Here is a 19,613-nt window from a genome sequence, read left to right on the forward strand (position 1 = left end):
TCACAATGTAGATTATCCTTTTAGCCACCTATTGATCATATAAAACTTCAATATTACAAAGAGTAATTACGCTTTCGCGAAAGCGTACTAAAAAACAAATGTTAATTAACCAGCTTTATTCACACGATCAGAAAGGTTGATAACGCCGTCCTTCTCCTCATTAGAAAAGCTGTCTCGCTCACTAGAAAGATTTTTTATAAAATAGGAGACCGAAAGCCCAGTGACACGTTTAAAGTGTGTTGAAAATGATTTTACGTTAGAAAAGCCTACCTCCTCTGCTATAGCGGCGACTGTGTAAGATTTTAATTTGGGATTGTTGTAAAGCTCTTTAAGGACATAATTAATTCTCAAATCATTTAAGTAAGTAGAAAAATTTTCAGATTTTTCAACATTAATATATTTTGAAAGGTATGAAGCGTTTGTCCCTATTTGTTTGGCTAGGCTCTTGAGGGTCACGTTATGAGATGTAAAAAGAGCCTTTTTCTCAAAACTGTCTAAGCCTTCTTGTATTTTTTCAAGCTGGGCTGGTTTAATATGTGATAATGCGCCTTCTATATGATCTTCTACAACAGGCAGCTTGACTGCAGTAGCTTCTTCTCGTCTCTCCTCAGTGGTTATGCGTTCACTATAAGTATCTCTTAAGTTTATAAAACGTTGCTTTAACTTGAGTCGTCTTCTATACTGGTAAATCGCAAAGGTTACCGCTAGCACTCCCAATATTACAAAGAGAATTATACCAATGTTTCTACTTTCTTTTTCTTGTTCTAATGTCTTTATCGCGTTTTCTTTTTCTGACAGCAACTCTGGTAACGTGTAAGACGCTATTATCTCGTCACCTACATTCTGGCTAAGTTTACCATACTCCTCTTCACAAGCAATCATCTTATTGAGATATTCAATTTGTCTAGCTACATCTCCTATTTGTTTATAATGATTGTGTAGATAATCATAAGTAACTTTTAAATCTGAAAAGAAATAATCTGATCCTGCAATATCACGTAAACTATCGGCTGTGAGAAATGAAGTTAGAGCCTTCTCTGGTTGTTGTAAGCCCCTATAAGCGATGCCTTGCATTGTATAGGAGTGAGAAAACTCGTTATTATTTCGGTTAATAGAAAGGTCTAGATATTCGTTGGTTAATTTCAAACCTTCTGTATAGTTTTCTTTTCTTATTAAAATACCACCTTTTAAGCCTAAATACGCGCTAAGATATTCTTTACTACCAGAGATATCTGCATACTCCTTTACTTTGTTAATATATTCAGAAGCTTTTTTATATTTTTTAAGTTTAAAATATGTTAAAGCCAGACCATACTGTATTTCTGTAAGAGCCTCCTTAATATATTGATCAGTGTTAAACTTAAATATTTCATTAATTACATCAGTATGATATAACTCTTCAAGTTCCAAATACATTTTAATAGCATCATTAAATTTACCACTGTCTTCTAGCAATACTCCCATAATATTTTTTGTGGTATACGCTATAACTGGATTATTAAAATGTTGATTCTTATCGTAAGCCTCTTGAGCTAAACTATAAGCTTCTTCTAAATTAGATTCTATCCTTATAAAATAAAGAGCTTTACTTATTAAAGCCTCAATGTAAAACTCGTCAAGATTATGTGTTGTGGTATACCCTATTACATAATCAATGGTAGGTAAACTATTCTCTCGGTAATTACTTAGTGTAATATAAAATTTAGAGACTTCTAGATAGTCATTCTTCTCTGTTGCTTTAATTATTAAATCTTTACTGTACAACTCTAATAATAGCGTATCAATTACTTGAGGGTCTTTGTGAGTAAGTTCAAAGAATTTTTTCCTTACTGCTTGATAATCTTGTAGTCGTATAGAGTCTGGGACTTTATCATCTATTAGGAAGGGTAAATCTTGAGCATTACCAGAAATAGTTACAATAGAATAAAATAAAAAGAGGAGAAAAACGCGCTTCTTCATAAATAGCAAGTAAAAGTCAAAAATATACATTCATTGATAAACAAACGAAATTTCTTACTTATTTCATTAAATGAATAACACCTCATAGTTTTTACTTAACACATAGAAGTAAGTGTATGTCGTGCCGATATTTTATGCCATTATTTTAGCAGATTTTTTGACTTCAAATGTCTATTTGAAATACATTATGTTCTTTTTACTTTAAATGGACAAAACAACAATCAAACCATTGTTTTTCAGCGCATTGAAATTTCGGTAAAAAGATAAATATAGACGGTATATTTATAAATGTACCTACACCCTAGTTGATTGGTATGGTATAAAACAAGACCTTTAAATTATTAATGTCGTTTAAGGACAATCAAAAAATGGACAAGTACCTGATGTAATTTACTATTACAATGGATTAATTGTAATTTAAGGTACTATCACAATTCTAATAATCGGTGTTTATTAACTCGTTTTTATACTACATATTAGGGGTTTGCAACTAAAACAAGTTATATGAAGGGGTCTAACAGTTAATCAAATGTTACCTTCAAATCTATTACAGATTGACATCGATTTATTAGAATTATATTAAGTATTGCTCTCGCACTACTTCTTTCAAAATTTTTATTTCTTTTTATTAGAAGACAACAGTTTTGTACTCCTCCTTCCTACTTCTTAAGGAAAGGAGTAAAATTCTATTCAAAAAATTTACCTCGGTTTTTCTAAATGAATTGACAATAGCTCTTATTAATCTTAATTGAAAGAATATTCCTACGTATTTGGATATATTAAGACTCCTATATAGTATTTGAACGATAAAAGTTTAAAAAATTCTTATATTAGCAACGCCCTTAAAATACTTAATAATGCAAATATCTTATGATTTATCTGATATAGAAGCTATTGCAGATAAAATCGTCACTACCGTGCAAAGCAACGTATTGCTTTTTTATGGAGAGATGGGTGCTGGTAAAACAACACTTATTAAAGCCATTGCAAAAAAACTTGGTGTGACAGACACCATAAGTAGCCCCACTTTTTCAATTGTTAATGAATATGTCACAGGTAATGACCAGCTCATTTACCACTTTGACTTTTATAGAATCACAAATCAAGAAGAAGCGCTTGATATGGGATTTGAAGAATATATATATAATGGTGACTGGATATTTATTGAGTGGCCTGATAATATTTCAAAATTTTTACCAAAAGAAGCAGATATTATCAAGATAGAGAAGCAAAACACTAATAAAAGAGTAATATCAATAAATTAATTATGTTAAAATTATGTTAATCTGATTTAATTAAAATGTAAGTTTTTTCTGATAATTGAATTTTACTTATTGATAAAAAACATAACATAAAACTTTTAATCGAAAAATAGTATTTTAATAGATAACCCCTAACAAGTGTAATATGTTGTTTTCGCGTATTTTTTTTCAAAAAGGGCGCGAATATACAAAAAAAAGCAATTGGTTATAATTTAAAAGAATTGGGTGATGTTTGTATCAACAAATCATTAATACTCAAAACACTCTAAATTATGAAAATTAAAGCTTTACTATTAGGCCTGCTTATCGCAGGAGCAACAGCATTAACGTACACTGCCATTACAGAAAATGCAGAACAAGCAATCGAAAAAGCAAGAGTTAAAGCACCAAGTAACGGATAAAAGAAAAAATTTATCTATAGGTACTATTATTGCCTTATGTATAGTGTTATCACCTATACTCTCATATGTTTATCAAGGATTCCCAGATGTAAAAACTTGGGAATCCTCTTTGTTTGGTGCGATACACAGTAATTATTACGAGAGTATTCAAATCTTAGTTTGGGTAGTTTTTAGCAAAGTTGTTCCCTTTATCTTATTATTAATCTGGTTTTTCACTTGTAAACACTGGTGGTATCATTCTATTTTAGTCCCAATAGCGATGTATGTTTTCCAGATTTATAGTACAATCAACGAAGATTTACAATTTGCAGATGATGATGAATTCTACATTATCATACCTATTATTGCCGTTGTCGCAGCTATAACGTATACAATAAGAACAAAAATCTTTGATCGTTTATATGGTGTAAATCTAGATCAAGAGCTCAAACGTGTACGTTGGAATGGTAAAATTGTTACAATACCTGCAGACTCTCCTTTAGACCTAAAACTAATTAATGATGAAGACGATGAGATTATAGAAGAAGAGGAAGAAGAAAAGGATGTCTCTTAAACCTATTTTATAAAAATCACTCATTAGTTTAGATAATAAATATACATACTATAAGATCCTTATAACTTGTTTTACGCTTCCGCGAAAGTAGCCACTCCCCTATTAAATATAAATTAAGTTATTATATATAGCTTCTAAAAATTAAGGCTAAAAGAACTTCATAAAAAAACTCCCTACAGCTCTGTAGGGAGTTTTTTTATGCTAGAACATTATGGTTACCTATCGCTTCAACGTAAAGTGACCATTAACCGTTCTCTGTGTGCCTAAGTCATCTACCTCTGTAAATTCTACTCTAAACCAGTAGTCGTTACTCGGCATCGGTTGTCCATTAAAGGTACCGTCCCATCCTGGGCTTGTAGGGCTCAACTGTTTTAAGAGCTTCCCGTATCTATCAAAGATAAAAATCTTCGCATTCAGGTTAGGATCCACGCCTAGCCCTATAATATTCCACGTATCGTGGAAGCCATCTGCATTAGGTGTAAAGAAACGTGGGTAATCTATAATCCCTATCTCAAACTCAGAGATAGAACAGTTACCACTTGCCAGTCTCCCAAAAATGGTGTGGGTCCCCGGAGTCACATTTGTAAAAGTCGTACTACTCTGGAACGGACCATCATCTAGTGCAAACTCATACTCAGAGGTAGGATTTGCTCCCGTGATGTTTATCACCTCTACCGTGTACAATCCGCTACTGTTAAAAGAAGGTTCTAATACAATCGCCTCAAACACCGGCGCACTCTCTGCCGTATATACCGCCTCTGCTAGGTAATCACACTCCGTACCATCTACATACGTAGCTGTGACCAGCACCTGGTAGGTTCCTGCAGCATCTACAGTCACCACAGGATCTAGTGATATCAATGCACCATCTAGTGTCCACGCATAGCTGTAGCTCACCCCAATCTGAGGATCTTCTACCGTACCATCTATCGTAAATGTCATCTACAACATCTTCTTCTGGAGTTACTGTTACTACTACAGTAGCAGTCTCAGTAGTTGTTGTTCCATCAGGGTTTGTTACAGTTACTGTGTATTCAAAAGTATCTTCTCCGTTGAAATCAGGATCTGGAGTATACGTTACTGTTCCATCATCGTTGATTACTACAGTTCCGTTTGCAGGATCTGTAACATCAGTTACCTCTACATCAGCAGCAGGATCAAAACCATCATTATCTAATACATCAATTACTACTGGTGTATCTTCAGGTGTTGTCTCAGCGTCATCTACAACATCAGCCTCTGGAGTTACTGTTACTACTACAGTAGCAGTCTCAGAGTCTCCATTGCTATCAGTAATTTCATATTCGAAAGTGTCAGTCCCATTAAAGTCTGGATCTGGAGTATAAATTACAGAATCATCAGTTGGATCATTTGGTGTTCCACCATCATCAACTGTAACTGTTCCATTATCTGGTTGTTCTGTTATAACTATTACAGAATCATTTGGACCGTCAGATCCAAAATTATCATTATCCGTAACATCAATTTCTACAGCTGTATCTTCATTTGTAGTTGCCGAATCGTTTACAGGAGCAGGAACTTGATTTGTAGAAGCTACAGTAACTGTTTCTTCATATCTACAACCATTAGCATCTGTTACAACAACTGTATAATCACCAGCATCAAGACCACTAATAGTTTCTGAAGTTTCACCATTACTCCAAGATATAGTGTACGGCGGCGTACCCCCTTCTGGGATTGCAGTTGCAGTACCATCATTAGAAGTTGCTCCGTTTTCGTTTGTGCTTGACACATCAGCAGTCACAGCACTAGTAGGCTCACTTATTACAGCAGATGCTGTAGTTGTACAACCATTCCCATCTGTTACAACTACTGAATAACTACCCGCAGGTAAGCCTGTTAAATCCTCAATAGTTTGACCACTACTCCATTCATAAGAGTAATCTAAAGTACCTCCAGAAACAGTAAGGTTTAAAGAACCTGTTGACTCTCCAAAACACAATACATTATTAACAGCTATACCAGCACTTAAGACCGTAGGCTCGTTTACCGTAACTGTTGACTGAGCAGTACAATTTGTAAAAGTATCAGTAACTGTAACTGTGTAAGAACCAGCTGTTACATCATTAATATTTTCTGTTGTCGCTCCATTACTCCAAGAATAAGTAAATGGACCATTTCCTCCGGTTGTCGTTGATGTAATAGAACCATCTGAAAAACCATTACAAGTTACATCTTCTACCCCTGTAGTAATTGCTAAGTTATTACAACTTCCAGGATTAATAGTTACAGTACTTTCAACTGTACACCCATTATCATCTGTAACTTCTACAGTATAATCTCCAGGGCTTAAATTTTCAATTTGAGCTGTGGTTGCTCCATTACTCCAAGAGTATGTATAAGGCGCCACCCCTCCATTAGCAGAAGCTGTAGCCTCACCATTAGATAGACCAGGGCCCGTTTCATCTTCTGTAGAAATCGCAACCCCTACAGCTGAACTTGGTTCAGATATTGTCACACTTTGCTCTACTGGCTGACACACAGTACCATCTATAGTAACACTCACCGTATAAACACCAGCACCTATATTATTTAATGTACTAGCAGTTACACCTGCATCAACCTCACCATTACTCCAAGTAAATGTAAAAAGAGCGTCTGGATTTGCCTCAGAACTAGCACTTACAGTAGTTGAACCAGTTTCTTCTGCTGCACATAACACATCTGTTACAGTACCAATAGCGATAACTGCATCACAAGTGTTTATACAGTCTACAACAACACTTTGAGTAAGCTCACAACCATTTGCATCTGTAACAGTTACAGAATATGTACCATCAGAAAGATCTGAAATAGTTGCAACAGTTGCACCGTTACTCCATAGATATGAATAAGGAGCTGTTCCTCCAGTAACCGCTGCAGTTGCTACTCCGTCTTCACAATTTTGAGCTGTAGTTGCATTTTCTCTTGTAAGATTTATACTTAAAGGTGAGTCTGGCTCAGTAATAGTATAAGATTCTTGAAGCTCACAATCATTAGCATCAGTCACAGTAACAGAATAACTACCAGCAGCAACATCTTCTAATGTTGCAGAAGTTGATCCATCACTCCACTCATAAGAGTAAGGAGGTGTTCCTCCTGTTATTGTTAATTGAACAACACCAGTACTATCTCCATTACACAATACATTAGTTATTGAAGCTGACTCTGCTAATGCTGCAGTAGGTTGCTCAACTGTAAATGTAGCCTCAGCCTCACACTGTCGTGAATCTTTTACTGTTACTGTATAAGAACCCGCTTCTAGATTTGAAATATCTTGAGTAGTAGCACCATTACTCCATATATAAGTATAAGGAGCTGTTCCTCCTTGAGGTGTTATATTTATAGCGCCTTCGTTACCATCGAAACAAGAAACATCTGTAATCACGGTATCAGGAGCGATACTTACAGCCATCGCCGGACCACTTACAACTGCAGTTGCCTCAAGCTCACATCCAAAAGAATCTGTAACAACAACGGTATAAGAACCCGCAGTTAAACCACTTATATCCTCTGTGGTTGCTCCATTACTCCACTCAAACTCATAAGGAGGCGTACCACCAGATGGCTCAAGATTAATCGCACCATCATCTCCACCAAAACAACTAACATCTGTAACATCTATAGGTACTGCTACCTCTAGATTTTCTATAACAAAACCAGATGCAGATGCTTGAAAACATCCCGTATTTATATCACGTACGGTTACAATGTATGAACCTTCAGATAAATTTGAAAAAGTAGTATTAGACTGGAAAGGTCCGTTATTTATAGAATATTCTAAGTTACTTCCTAAAGGACTAGTAACTATTAGATTTGTTGTTCCGTTTGCATTACAATCTAAATCAACAATCGCAGCCTCTGGAGGACTTACATAATTAAGAGTTACAAAAGCTCTATCACATACACTAGAGTTAGGCGCAGGTAAACACACTTGATATTCAAAAACCACATCACCAGTAAAACCTGGTTGAGGCGTATAACTAAAAGTACCATCTCCATTTAGATTAAATCCAGCTCCTGCTGGAGAAGGACCATCTACTAATGTATAATGAGAACCATCTGGCACATTATTAGAAAGATCAATATTTCCTTCAAACATCTCATCAAGACACCCTATCTCTAATTGATCTACAGCATATTTCTGAAGTATAAATAACTTTCCATCTCCGTGGTCATTAGATGCAGCAACAAATTCAACTCTTGAAATTTTTGACCCTACAGGTGCAATATCGTTTAACTCAAAAAGCGCTATTGCTATAGTTTGTCCGTTTTCAAGCATTCTACCAGAAGCCCAGTAATCAGACTCATCTCCACTAGCTGCTGTTCCTTGATTAGGAGGCTGCACATTTGCAGTTCTTAAGTCTCCATTTGTTCTCACAAATGTCTCTCCTAATTTTTGCTCAGGACCACCACCTGCCGGCGTTCCCCACATCTCTATATAGTAACAGTTGTTACCACCACGCTCAGTAACTGCAAGAACACCATCCTGATTAGATGGTATTGCAGGACTATAAAACAAGGTTTGCTTTTGAGCATTTGTAGTTGCAGCCGCAGAAAAATTACCACAAAAATTAGCTCCATTTGGATTTGAAGTAAAATAATGATTTAAATTTTTGTCCTGAAATGCGTCTAATGCAGCATCATCCCAAGTATTAGAATCATTAATATTAAGTGTAGCTGTCGAACTCGTATTAACGATAAGACTTCCATTACGGTAAATTCCATTTGGATTATGTCCAGAACTTCCTAGCCTAGTTAACTGGTAATTAGAAGGAACTACAAATGTATTATACACATTTGACCCAACACTAATAGACCTAATAGTAGCTGGTCTATTTCTCTCTAAACCAGTAATAAAACCATCATTATTAACATCTTGAACATCGCTATAATCAAACGTCACACCAGAAGTAATTGAGGGTGATTGCGACTGTGCGCTCACCTCAAAACAACTTAACATTGCAACAATAGCAATACAAGAGATTTTAATAAAACTGCTTAATTGTAATTTTCTTTTCATCTTATTCAATTATTATGCAAAAGCATAATTATACATTTTAAGTACGAAATCAATTCGACTCAAAATTGGTTTAAAAAAATTTTAGTGATTTAAGTTCTGTGAGAAAACACATTACTTATGTTTTTGTGCAGGTTTGCAATAAAATAGACCACAACAAAAAAATCAAAAAAAACTTCAAAAACCTCAATTTGAGATTTAGTTAATTTATGTCATTCTAAGTTGGGGATACAAATATACGTCATTATTGAAATTCGAAATTTGAAAAATCAACTTTTAGTCCAATTGCATTTTATACTCGGTAAAATACACAAAAAAAGCAGTTCAACAGAAATGTTTGCAACTTAAATCCTCTAATATCAAAATAATATCTTAACGCTTTCGCGAAAGCGAACCCCTCAAAACGCTACATATCAAACACTTATTACCACAAATCAAACTATCACAAGTGCTCTGTATCAATAACTAAACACTAACCACTATATAGTATATTTGCAAGCTAATAGAATGCACATCTTATGAGTTTCAAAAAAGAAATAGCACGTAGAAGAACCTTTGGGATTGTATCTCACCCAGATGCAGGAAAGACTACTCTTACAGAAAAACTACTCCTTTTTGGAGGAGCAATACAAGAAGCCGGAGCGGTAAAATCCAATAAAATTAAAAAAGGAGCAACTAGTGACTTTATGGAAATAGAGCGCCAGCGTGGTATATCTGTAGCCACTTCTGTACTAGCCTTTGAGTATAATGGTATTAAAGTAAACATACTTGATACACCAGGACACAAAGATTTTGCCGAAGATACCTTTAGAACACTCACAGCTGTAGATAGTGTAATTGTAGTGGTAGACGTAGCAAAAGGGGTCGAACCACAAACAGAGAAGCTTGTAGAGGTGTGTAGAATGCGTAATATACCTATGATCGTGTTTGTAAACAAGCTGGATCGTGAAGGTAAAGACGCTTTTGAACTGCTTGATGAAATAGAAGAAAAGCTACACCTTAAAGTGACTCCATTAAGTTTTCCTATAGGTATGGGCTACGACTTTAAAGGTATTTACAACTTATGGGAGAAGAATGTCAATCTTTTTAGTGGTGATAGTAGAAAGAATATAGAAGAAACTATTAAGGTATCAGACCTGCAAGACAGCATACTAGATGAACTCGTTGGTGAGAAATCTGCAAATGATTTAAGAGAAGAACTTGAACTTGTGCAAGGCGTATACCCCGAGTTTAATCAAGAAGACTATCTAGCTGGACATCAACAACCTGTGTTTTTTGGGTCGGCGTTAAATAATTTTGGAGTGAGAGAGCTCTTAGATTGTTTTGTAAAGATTGCACCGCCACCAAGGCCTAAAATGAGCGAGGAGCGCCTTGTTTTACCTAATGAAGATGCTTTTTCTGGATTTGTATTTAAAATACACGCAAATATGGACCCTAAGCACCGAGATAGACTTGCCTTTATAAAGATTGTTTCTGGTGTTTTTGAGCGTAATAAACCATACTTGCACGTACGTAATAAGAAAAACCTAAAATTTTCAAGTCCTAATGCATTTTTTGCAGAGCGTAAGGAAATTGTAGACATCTCTTACCCTGGTGATATTGTGGGCTTACACGACACAGGTAACTTTAAAATAGGCGACACCTTAACCTCTGGAGAAATACTACACTATAAAGGTATACCTGCTTTCTCTCCAGAACACTTTAGATATATAAACAATGCTGACCCTATGAAATCTAAGCAGTTAGCAAAAGGTATAGATCAACTTATGGATGAAGGTGTAGCACAATTATTTACACTAGAACTCAACGGAAGAAAGGTTATAGGTACCGTAGGTGCATTACAATATGAAGTAATACAATACAGACTAGAGCACGAGTATGGCGCAAAATGTACATATGAACCTCTAGGCGTATCAAAAGCTTGCTGGGTAGATCCAGAAGACCCAAAAAGTGAAGAATTTAAAGAATTCTTGAGAGTTAAACAGCGTTTTATGGCCAAAGACAAAAGAGGTCAACTCGTATTTCTTGCCGACTCCCCTTTTACTTTACAGATGACTCAACAAAAATATCCATCTGTAAAAATGCACTACGTGAGTGAATTTAAAGATTAAACAATGAGACATAAAAATTAAAATTTTATAAAATATTCATTTTAAGCGACTCTAAGAGTTTTTTAAGGCAATACCACTACAAGTGGGTGGTTTAAATTTAAAAACCCATTAAAAACCTTTAAAAGAACTGAATTTTAATAATTTTAATTTATTGTTATTAATTTTTAATTAGTAAAATCTATAATTAATAGAAGTTATATTTACCACGTATACAATAGAATTTAACTATCTGCTATGAGGAAATTTCCAATAGCACACGATAGACATTTATTTACATCACAATATTGAGATTTTAATTCTAAAAGCGCCTGAGTCTCTTGGGCGTTTTTTGCTTTTGCTCTAATCTGTTCAAATTTCTTAATGACACTATTTTTTTCAGGCTTTATAGTTTGTATCATTTTGAGCAACAACTCACCTTCATCTTTCCCTAGATATTGTGAATAATAAAAACGTAACGGCAAGACCGCATTGATAAGCAAAATATCTACAAAAGATTTTGTGAGCTTTTTTACTCGTTTCTTTTGTTCTTTTCCAAAAGAATAATGTGTATCCCAATATAAGGACGCTTTTATATCAAAAAGCAAGTATAATTCCTCTACGCTTTTTGCAGTCATCACTTTACTGAATAAATTAGGATGCTTGTGATATAGTTGCGCTATTTGAGATAACCGTATGGTGGGAAAATTATCTGGACGCAATTTAAAAAACTGCACGGGCAAAATACCACTACTGTCAAGAGAAAATTTATGTAGTATAAATTCAAATTCACCCTGCAGCTGCATAGGGTAAGAATCTATAGTATCTTCTGGCAGGAGGTTTGCCATACCAAGCAATAACGCCTCTAGCTTAAAGGGCTCTGGAGCACATTTACGTATTACAGAAAAAGGGAGCTTCTCTCCTATTGATTGAAAAGAACTTGCATTGATTTTGGTCCCAAAGCCTTTGAGTAACAATATAAAAAATGTAGCCTCCCAGTCATTATTTACCATCTCTAGCAAAGGCTTGATAAGGTCGGTTTTGCGAGCTAGTCTTTCAAAATATAAACGCTCCAGCCAGTTATTTTCTATCATATCTGGCACACGCTTGATATCTACATCACAATTTATCCACTTTTGAGATTGATTTGCAAATAGCTTTTCATAACTCTCGAGCGCCTGTGGTGAGACATAATCTTTAAGAACCAGAGTGGGTATGGCGTCATTATTTGCTCTATAAATCTCAACATCGTGCTCCCAGACTACGTGCAGTATCACATTGTCATATGCTGGATCACTCTCGTGATGATGAGCATACCAGTCAGAAGATTTTAAGTGTATCTCTACATTTCCTGCCCATAACTGATCACCTATATGCAAACTTGCATTAAAAAAATCTGGACCCGAGAGTTCATTATGTTGTCCTGTGGCTACTAAGGTTATAGGTACGCCTGTGATGGTTTTCGCTTTCGCGAAAGCGTACTTCTTAAATTTCCATAAATAATGAAGAAAATCTTCTTGCATAGACACCAAGTATTAAGGTTCTAAAATAGAAAATTCTCACAACTAATGTTACTATTTACAAGCAATTAGATTGTAAATCAATAGTATAAGGATGCACTATTACTTCTATGAGGTCGAAAAAAAAAGAGGTAGACAATGTCCACCTCTTTAGCTCTTACCTTATCTATGCAACGACTAGATAGCGTTTATGATATCGTGCTTTGTAATTATGTGATGTTTACCTTCTCCCAGATCTACAAGCACTGCATTATTTTCTTTTGTGATAAGTTTTGACACTTCAGAAATAACTGCAGTTTTTTGAACTACTGGATATGGAGCTCCCATAACGTCTTTAATAGGTGTATCTGCCACATCATTATTTTCCATATAGGCTCTAAAAAGGTCGGCCTCATCTACAGACCCTACTATGCCAGTTGTATCTTCTACAGGGATTTGAGATATTTTAAACTCACGCATACGCTCTATAGCGTGCGATACAAGCTCTTCTGTTTTTACAGTAATTAATGGTTTATCTATGTGGTTTTTAATAAGATCACTAGCAACCTTATACTCTTGATCTAAGAAACCGCGCTCACGCATCCAGTCATCATTAAACATTTTACCCACATAACGACTACCGTGATCGTGAAAAAGAACCACCACTACGTCATCTGGGCCAAATTTACCTTCTTCATTAAGTTGCAGTAACCCCTTTATGGCAGACCCGGCAGAGTTTCCTAAAAACATCCCCTCTTCCTTTGCTAGTCTTCTTGTATATACTGCGGCATCTTTATCTGTCACCTTAGTAAATCCATCTATAATAGAAAAATCTACGTTTTTTGGTAAAATATCCTCTCCTATTCCTTCTGTGATATATGGATAAATCTCATTCTCATCAAAAATACCCGTCTCGTGATACTTTTTAAATACAGATCCATAGGTATCTACTCCCCATACTTTTACATTAGGGTTATGTTCTTTAAGATATTTACCTACTCCAGAAATTGTTCCTCCGGTACCTACACCCACTATAAAGTGTGTAACCTTACCTTCGGTTTGCTCCCATATTTCTGGACCCGTGCTTTGGTAATGTGCTTTTGCGTTACTAGGGTTGTCATACTGGTTAACATACCAGCTATTAGGCGTTTCTTTTGCCAGACGTGCAGATGTCGAGTAGTATGACCTTGGATCATCTGGCTCTACATTAGTAGGACAAACAATTACCTCACTCCCCACAGCTCTCAATATGTCCATCTTTTCTTTAGACTGCTTGTCTGAAATAACACAAACCATCTTATATCCCTTTATAATAGCCGCAAGAGCGAGCCCCATACCTGTGTTACCAGATGTACCTTCTATAATTGTACCTCCTGGTTTAAGTTTTCCATCTGCCTCTGCATCTTCTATCATCTGTAAAGCCATACGGTCTTTTACAGAGTTACCAGGGTTAAAAGTCTCATACTTTGCAAGGACAAGACAAGGCAAGTCTTTTACAAGTGCGTTCATCTTTACCATAGGTGTGTTTCCTATAGTTCCTAATATATTTTCGGCGTAGTTCATCTCCTTTAATTTTTGATTGCAAAGATACTTAGTAAGACGCAGATGCATCACCCGCATTACAAATAATTAGTAAGGGTATGAGTACGCTTTCGCGAAAGCGCAATACAAATCTCTATAAGCACCTCTAGGGGACTATAAGTAAAGTTTTGGTAAATAATTCCTTACTTTTGAGTAACTACTTACCAAACTACAATGGACACGAGCAGCTCACCCTTTACCAAAGAAATGTTACTTCCTCAAGAAGAATGCCTTGAGGTCGAAAAGAAACGTGGCGAGCTCTTTATAGGCATCCCTAGAGAGACGCATTTTCAAGAGCGACGTGTATGTCTCACGCCAGATGCTGTAGGTGCGCTTACTGCAAATGGCCACCGTGTAATGGTAGAGTCTAAGGCTGGAAAGGGCGCTCGATATACCGATAAAGATTACTCAGAAAACGGTGCCGAGATCACAAAAGATACCGCAAAGGTTTTTTCTTGCCCTATGATCTTAAAGGTAGAACCGCCTTCACTAGAGGAAATCGAGATGATGAACCCACAGACGGTACTCATATCTGCCTTGCAAATTAAAACACAAGAAAAAAAATATTTTGAAACCCTTGCTAGCAAGCGCATCACAGCACTTGCCTTTGAGTTTATAAAAGACGAAGATGGTACTTACCCTGCCGTACGTACACTCTCTGAAATAGCAGGAACCGCTGCTGTACAAATGGCTGCCGAAATTATGTCTAGCTCAGAAACAGGTACTGGTATGCTACTAGGCAATATAAGTGGTGTGCCACCTGCAGAGATTGTTATAATAGGTGCGGGAACTGTGGGAGAATTTGCCGCTAGATCTGCTATAGGTCTTGGAGCAAACGTAAAAATATTTGACAACTCTATTACTAAACTACGCTCTATACAAACTAATGTAGGGAGACCACTATACACTTCTACCATACAGCCTAAAAACCTTGTAAAAGCATTAAAAAGATGCGACGTGGTTATAGGTGCTGTAAGAGGCGCAAATCGCGCTCCTGTTATTGTAAGTGAGGTGATGGTAGAAGGAATGAAGAATGGAGCTGTCATTATAGATGTAAGTATAGATATGGGTGGTTGCTTTGAAACTTCTGAAGTAACAACACACGATGCTCCTACATATAAAAAACACGGAGTGACTCATTATTGCGTGCCTAATATACCTGCTAGATTTGCGCGTACGGCTTCTGTATCACTTAGTAATATTTTTACTCCTTACTTACTAGATATTGCAGAGGAAGGTGGTATAGAAAATAAGCTGCGCTTTGACCGAGGATTAAAAAATGGATTGTATTTTTACCACGGTATTTTAACCAAAAAATCGGTAGCAGACTGGTTTAATCTTTCTCACCGAGACATCAACCTTTTGATTTTCTAGCAAGCATATGCACATTCTAAAACGTATAGGTTATTACCTAGGTGGTTTTTCTATAGGACTTATCGTACTCGCATTCTTTTTTAGCGGTAAAAAAACAAGTTGTGCCTATTTTCCGCAGCAGCGGGTTTTAAAAAACTTACGAATTAAACCCTATACATTGTCACCAGATGCTACAGCAGAGCTTGCGTCTATGCAACGTGACACTGTAACTATAAATAGACTTTTAAAACTAGGAGAAGTAGACTTTGGTGAAAGCGAGACACGCAAAGAGCCTTGTGGTTTTTATGTGATTACCGGAGAGGATGAAACTGGTAAAGATCTTAAAATGACGCTAGATAATTGTGAAGAGTCGGTACGCATAGTTTCTATAAAAGAAATTAAAGAATAACGCTATACCACTATGAGAACAGCAACATACGCTATACTTCTACTACTAGTTATAAGTGCTTGTTCCTCAAAAGAAGCTTCACGTATTGCGACGGTAAAAAATTACTACAGCGGCTTTAATAATGGTGATTATAAATTAATAGAGACTCAGCTCTCAGACAGCCTCACAATCACTGAAGGTAATTATGTAATGAATTTTACACCAGAGACTTTTAAAACTCATTTTAAATGGGATTCTGTATTTGTGCCTCAGGTAAAGATTATTAATATTGAGCAACAAGAAAATGACCTTCTCGTAACTATATCTGCAAGCTCTAAACGATTTGAGTTTTTAAGAAACAATCCTCTTGTTACTAAACATTTAGTACATTTTACTAATGGTAAAATAAGTAGGATTGATAATGTTGATTTTATCAATACTGACTGGAAATTATGGACCGAGCAAAAGGAAGGTCTTACCCAGTGGATAGTAAATAATCACAAGGAGCTAGATGGTTTTATGATAGATCAAACACTTCAAGGCGGCCTTAACTACCTCAAGGCAATAGATCTTTATACTAACCGAGAAAACAACAGCACTAAGCCACTAGAAGAATAACTATAACTTTCTTCTCTTACGCTCTGCTTTAATAAGCTCTAGCTCACGATTAGTTTGTCCCGCTACAGAGGTATTTTCTTCGGCGCGACGTATGAGGTATGGCATTACATCTTTTACGGGGCCAAAGGGAAGGTATTTTGCCACATTATACCCTTCAAGAGATAGGTTAAAACTTATATGATCACTCATACCATATAATTGTCCAAACCAAACTCGGTTATCATCTTTTGCGATTCCCATCTCCCCCATAAGCTTCACTGCAAGTAAAGAACTGTCTTCATTGTGTGTTCCTAAAAATAGAGAGATGTCATTTATATTTTCAAAAATATAACGCATCGTCGCATTAAAGTTTTCGTCTGTAGCGCGCTTATCTTTACATATGGGCGTTGGATATCCTTTTTCTTTAGCGCGTTTATTTTCCTTTTCCATATAGGCACCTCGCACGATTTTCATACCTATTTTAAAATCTCTAGCACGCGCTTCAAGGTGTAGTTTTTTCAAGTACTCTAAGCGGTCGTGACGGTAACACTGTAAGGTATTATAGACAATGGGTTTTTCTTTGTTGTAAGTTGCCATAAGCTCTGCCACCATATCATCTGCGGCATCTTGCATCCACGATTCTTCTCCATCTATGAGCACCTCTACATCACGCTCTTTTGCTATCTTACATATAGCGTGCATACGCTCTTTAATACGCTCCCATTCTACCTGTTCTTCTGAGGTAAGTTCAGTTCCTTCTGTAAGCTTTTGCCAGATTGCAAAACGACCTACACCAGTAGGTTTAAAAACCACGATAGGCATTGCATCTTTCTCATCTGCAAACTCTACAAGACCTATTACTTTATTCATACACTCGTCAAAAGAAGCTTCTTCTTCCTTACCCTCTACAGAATAATCTAGAACAGAACACACATTTGCACTGTACAGTTTATCTACAGATGTCATACAGTCTTCTTCATTAACACCTCCACAAAAGTGATCAAAAACAGTAGATCGTATAAGACCTTCTACAGGCAGGTTTGCATTAAGTGCAAAACGAGTTGCTGCTGTACCTATGCGCACAAGTGGTTCTTTAGAAATCATTTTAAAAAGAAAGTACGCGCGTTCTAACTCACTATCAGATTTGAGCTTAAAGGCATTTTCTGTATTATCAAAAAGAGAGGTTTGCATATGCTTAAATTAGTTAGACAAATATACATCTAGATTACACTTTTTTAAACCAAAAGTGAGTAATTTGCAACTGTTAAAATTACATTATAATGACTACCATTCAAGCTGCCTCATACGATATCGTTTTTAATCAATCTGGATATGATGCCCTTAATGTACTATTACTCCAAAGCTCTTACAGTAAGATATTTGTAATAGTAGATGATCATACCCACGAAGATTGTCTCGCTCCTTTTTTAGGCAATCTAGCTACCGAAATACCTATAGAAGTCATAGAGATACCACACGGTGAGATTAATAAAACGATAGAAACCTGTAGTGGAGTTTGGGATGCCCTAGCAACACTAGATGCAGATAGAAAAGGACTTGTGATTAACGTAGGTGGAGGAGTTGTTACAGATCTAGGTGGCTTTGTAGCAAGTACTTTTAAACGTGGTATGGACTTTATAAATGTCCCGACCTCTCTTCTCTCTATGGTAGATGCCAGTGTAGGTGGCAAAACAGGTGTTGATCTAGGCACACTTAAAAATCTCATAGGTGTTATAAACAACCCACAAATGGTACTTATAGACGGTGGCTTTCTGGCAACATTACCACCAGAAGAACTCCGTTCTGGCCTTGCAGAAATGTATAAACACGGACTCATTGCAGATCAATCTTACTGGAACAAGCTTAAAAACTTGAGCGAGATGACCACAGATGATTTGAGCCAACTCATCTATGAGAGCATCATCATAAAAAATGAAATTGTACTTCAAGACCCTAGAGAACAAAGCATTAGAAAAACCCTCAATTACGGCCACACACTGGGTCACGCTATTGAGTCATACTGCCTAGCTTCAGACACTAGAAAGACGCTTTTACACGGAGAGGCAATAGCAATTGGGATGATTTTAGAAAGCTACCTTTCGGTGGAGCTTACGGGGCTTAGTAAGGATGCGCTAGATGATATTACAACTACGCTTAATGATATGTATGAGGAGGTCGCTTTCGCGAAAGCGGACATAGAACCCATTATAGAATACCTCAAGCACGATAAGAAAAATACAAATGGTAATATAAATTTTGTACTTCTAGAAAGTATAGGAAGTGCCGTTATAGACAAACAAGCTCCAAACGAACTTATATATAAGGCCTTTGATCATTATCTAGAGAGCACACAGCAAGCTACTTTATAAATACCTTTCTTTAATTATGGTAATGTGGTGACGCTCGTGACCCGCGATTATAAATCCTGCTGCGCGAGGGCTTAACGGGCTTTGACTTGCTTCTCCTATTACACGCACAGTCTCTTTTGTCATAGATGTAAAGAGACTTAAGCTTGCTAGACGCACACTAGCATACTCCTCAAGTAGAGATGATATAGTACGCTCATTTGCATTGCTTGAAGCCACAAAATCATCTTGCTCAAAACCCTGCAAAGGCGTAGCGTCCATTCTAGAAAAGCGTAATGCACGATATGAAAATATGCGCTCAGTGTCTATAAGGTGTAACAATACCTCTTTAGGAGTCCATTTACCAGGCGCATAACGCAAGAGTAATTGCTCTTCTGATAAACTATTATAAAACGACACGGTAAAATCTAGCCCAGATTGTAATGCCTCAAGTAAATCTGTTTCTTCTGGTACCTGAGAGATATACTGATTATAGTAGGTGTTATATTCTGGCTCTTTAACTTCTGCTCGCGTTGTCATAGTCTAAAAAATTTAAGTTAAAAGTAAT

At 36.4% G+C, this 19,613-nt stretch carries 15 protein-coding genes; 8 read left to right on the top strand and 7 right to left on the bottom strand.

The window, feature by feature from the left end; genetic code table 11:
- Positions 1-105: 105 nt before the first annotated feature.
- Positions 106-1,959 carry a helix-turn-helix domain-containing protein gene (locus ACJJVM_RS02360; protein ID WP_405210679.1) on the bottom strand — a complete coding sequence of 618 codons (1,854 nt, stop codon included), beginning with the start codon at positions 1,957-1,959 and terminating at the stop codon, positions 106-108.
- An 857-nt stretch (positions 1,960-2,816) separates the two neighbouring features.
- On the opposite strand from ACJJVM_RS02360, the gene tsaE reads away from it, so the two are divergent.
- The 3 genes from tsaE (at position 2,817) to ACJJVM_RS02375 (ending at position 4,175) form a co-directional block, all read left to right on the top strand.
- Positions 2,817-3,224: a tRNA (adenosine(37)-N6)-threonylcarbamoyltransferase complex ATPase subunit type 1 TsaE gene (tsaE, locus tag ACJJVM_RS02365; protein WP_405210680.1), complete on the top strand. Its 408-nt coding sequence runs from the start codon at positions 2,817-2,819 to the stop codon at positions 3,222-3,224.
- Positions 3,225-3,493: 269 nt separating this feature from the next.
- Positions 3,494-3,622, top strand: coding sequence for a hypothetical protein (locus tag ACJJVM_RS02370; protein ID WP_405210681.1), 129 nt, complete (start codon positions 3,494-3,496; stop codon positions 3,620-3,622).
- A 43-nt stretch (positions 3,623-3,665) separates the two neighbouring features.
- Complete coding sequence (locus ACJJVM_RS02375; RefSeq protein WP_405210682.1) at positions 3,666-4,175, top strand: hypothetical protein; 510 nt, start codon at positions 3,666-3,668, stop codon at positions 4,173-4,175.
- Positions 4,176-4,394: 219 nt separating this feature from the next.
- On the opposite strand, the gene ACJJVM_RS02380 is transcribed toward ACJJVM_RS02375, so the two are convergent.
- Together ACJJVM_RS02380 and ACJJVM_RS02385 are read right to left on the bottom strand one after the other, a co-directional pair.
- Positions 4,395-5,018: a T9SS type B sorting domain-containing protein gene (locus ACJJVM_RS02380; RefSeq protein WP_405212159.1), complete on the bottom strand. Its 624-nt coding sequence runs from the start codon at positions 5,016-5,018 to the stop codon at positions 4,395-4,397.
- Entirely contained in the window at positions 4,945-9,198 is a 4,254-nt protein-coding gene (locus tag ACJJVM_RS02385) for an Ig-like domain-containing protein (RefSeq protein ID WP_405210683.1), read from the bottom strand. The genes ACJJVM_RS02380 and ACJJVM_RS02385 overlap by 74 nt, the downstream gene beginning before the upstream one ends.
- Before the next feature lie 515 nt (positions 9,199-9,713).
- On the opposite strand from ACJJVM_RS02385, the gene ACJJVM_RS02390 reads away from it, so the two are divergent.
- Positions 9,714-11,306: a peptide chain release factor 3 gene (locus ACJJVM_RS02390; RefSeq protein ID WP_405210684.1), complete on the top strand. Its 1,593-nt coding sequence runs from the start codon at positions 9,714-9,716 to the stop codon at positions 11,304-11,306.
- A gap of 221 nt (positions 11,307-11,527) precedes the next feature.
- Here ACJJVM_RS02390 and ACJJVM_RS02395 read toward each other — a convergent pair whose 3' ends face one another.
- Together ACJJVM_RS02395 and ACJJVM_RS02400 are read right to left on the bottom strand one after the other, a co-directional pair.
- Positions 11,528-12,805 (bottom strand): DUF2851 family protein, encoded by a 1,278-nt coding sequence (locus tag ACJJVM_RS02395; protein ID WP_405210685.1) that lies wholly within the window; start codon positions 12,803-12,805, stop codon positions 11,528-11,530.
- A 174-nt stretch (positions 12,806-12,979) separates the two neighbouring features.
- Positions 12,980-14,344, bottom strand: a complete 1,365-nt coding sequence (locus tag ACJJVM_RS02400) for a pyridoxal-phosphate dependent enzyme (RefSeq protein WP_405210686.1) — start codon at positions 14,342-14,344, stop codon at positions 12,980-12,982.
- A gap of 192 nt (positions 14,345-14,536) precedes the next feature.
- Here ACJJVM_RS02400 and ACJJVM_RS02405 point away from each other — a divergent pair, with 192 nt between their 5' ends.
- The 3 genes from ACJJVM_RS02405 to ACJJVM_RS02415 are packed head-to-tail and all read left to right on the top strand — an operon-like array spanning position 14,537 to position 16,721.
- Positions 14,537-15,736, top strand: a complete 1,200-nt coding sequence (locus ACJJVM_RS02405; RefSeq protein WP_298353924.1) for an alanine dehydrogenase — start codon at positions 14,537-14,539, stop codon at positions 15,734-15,736.
- A gap of 7 nt (positions 15,737-15,743) precedes the next feature.
- On the top strand, positions 15,744-16,124 hold the full coding sequence (locus tag ACJJVM_RS02410) for a hypothetical protein (protein ID WP_298353927.1): 381 nt from the start codon (positions 15,744-15,746) through the stop codon (positions 16,122-16,124).
- Positions 16,125-16,136: 12 nt separating this feature from the next.
- The gene (locus tag ACJJVM_RS02415; protein WP_405210687.1) at positions 16,137-16,721 is read left to right on the top strand and encodes a hypothetical protein; all 585 of its coding nucleotides are present in this window, start codon (positions 16,137-16,139) and stop codon (positions 16,719-16,721) included.
- Here ACJJVM_RS02415 and ACJJVM_RS02420 read toward each other — a convergent pair whose 3' ends face one another.
- Positions 16,722-17,891: a proline dehydrogenase family protein gene (locus ACJJVM_RS02420; protein WP_405210688.1), complete on the bottom strand. Its 1,170-nt coding sequence runs from the start codon at positions 17,889-17,891 to the stop codon at positions 16,722-16,724.
- 89 nt (positions 17,892-17,980) lie between these two features.
- Between ACJJVM_RS02420 and aroB the strand changes: the two genes are divergently transcribed.
- Positions 17,981-19,069, top strand: coding sequence for a 3-dehydroquinate synthase (aroB, locus tag ACJJVM_RS02425; protein ID WP_405210689.1), 1,089 nt, complete (start codon positions 17,981-17,983; stop codon positions 19,067-19,069).
- On the opposite strand, the gene ACJJVM_RS02430 is transcribed toward aroB, so the two are convergent.
- Entirely contained in the window at positions 19,064-19,585 is a 522-nt protein-coding gene (locus ACJJVM_RS02430) for a DinB family protein (RefSeq protein WP_298353942.1), read from the bottom strand. The two genes, aroB and ACJJVM_RS02430, sit on opposite strands and share 6 nt — an antisense overlap.
- Positions 19,586-19,613: the final 28 nt, after the last annotated feature.

Source organism: Dokdonia sp. Asnod2-E02, from assembly GCF_045063915.1.
GTDB lineage: Bacteria > Bacteroidota > Bacteroidia > Flavobacteriales > Flavobacteriaceae > Dokdonia.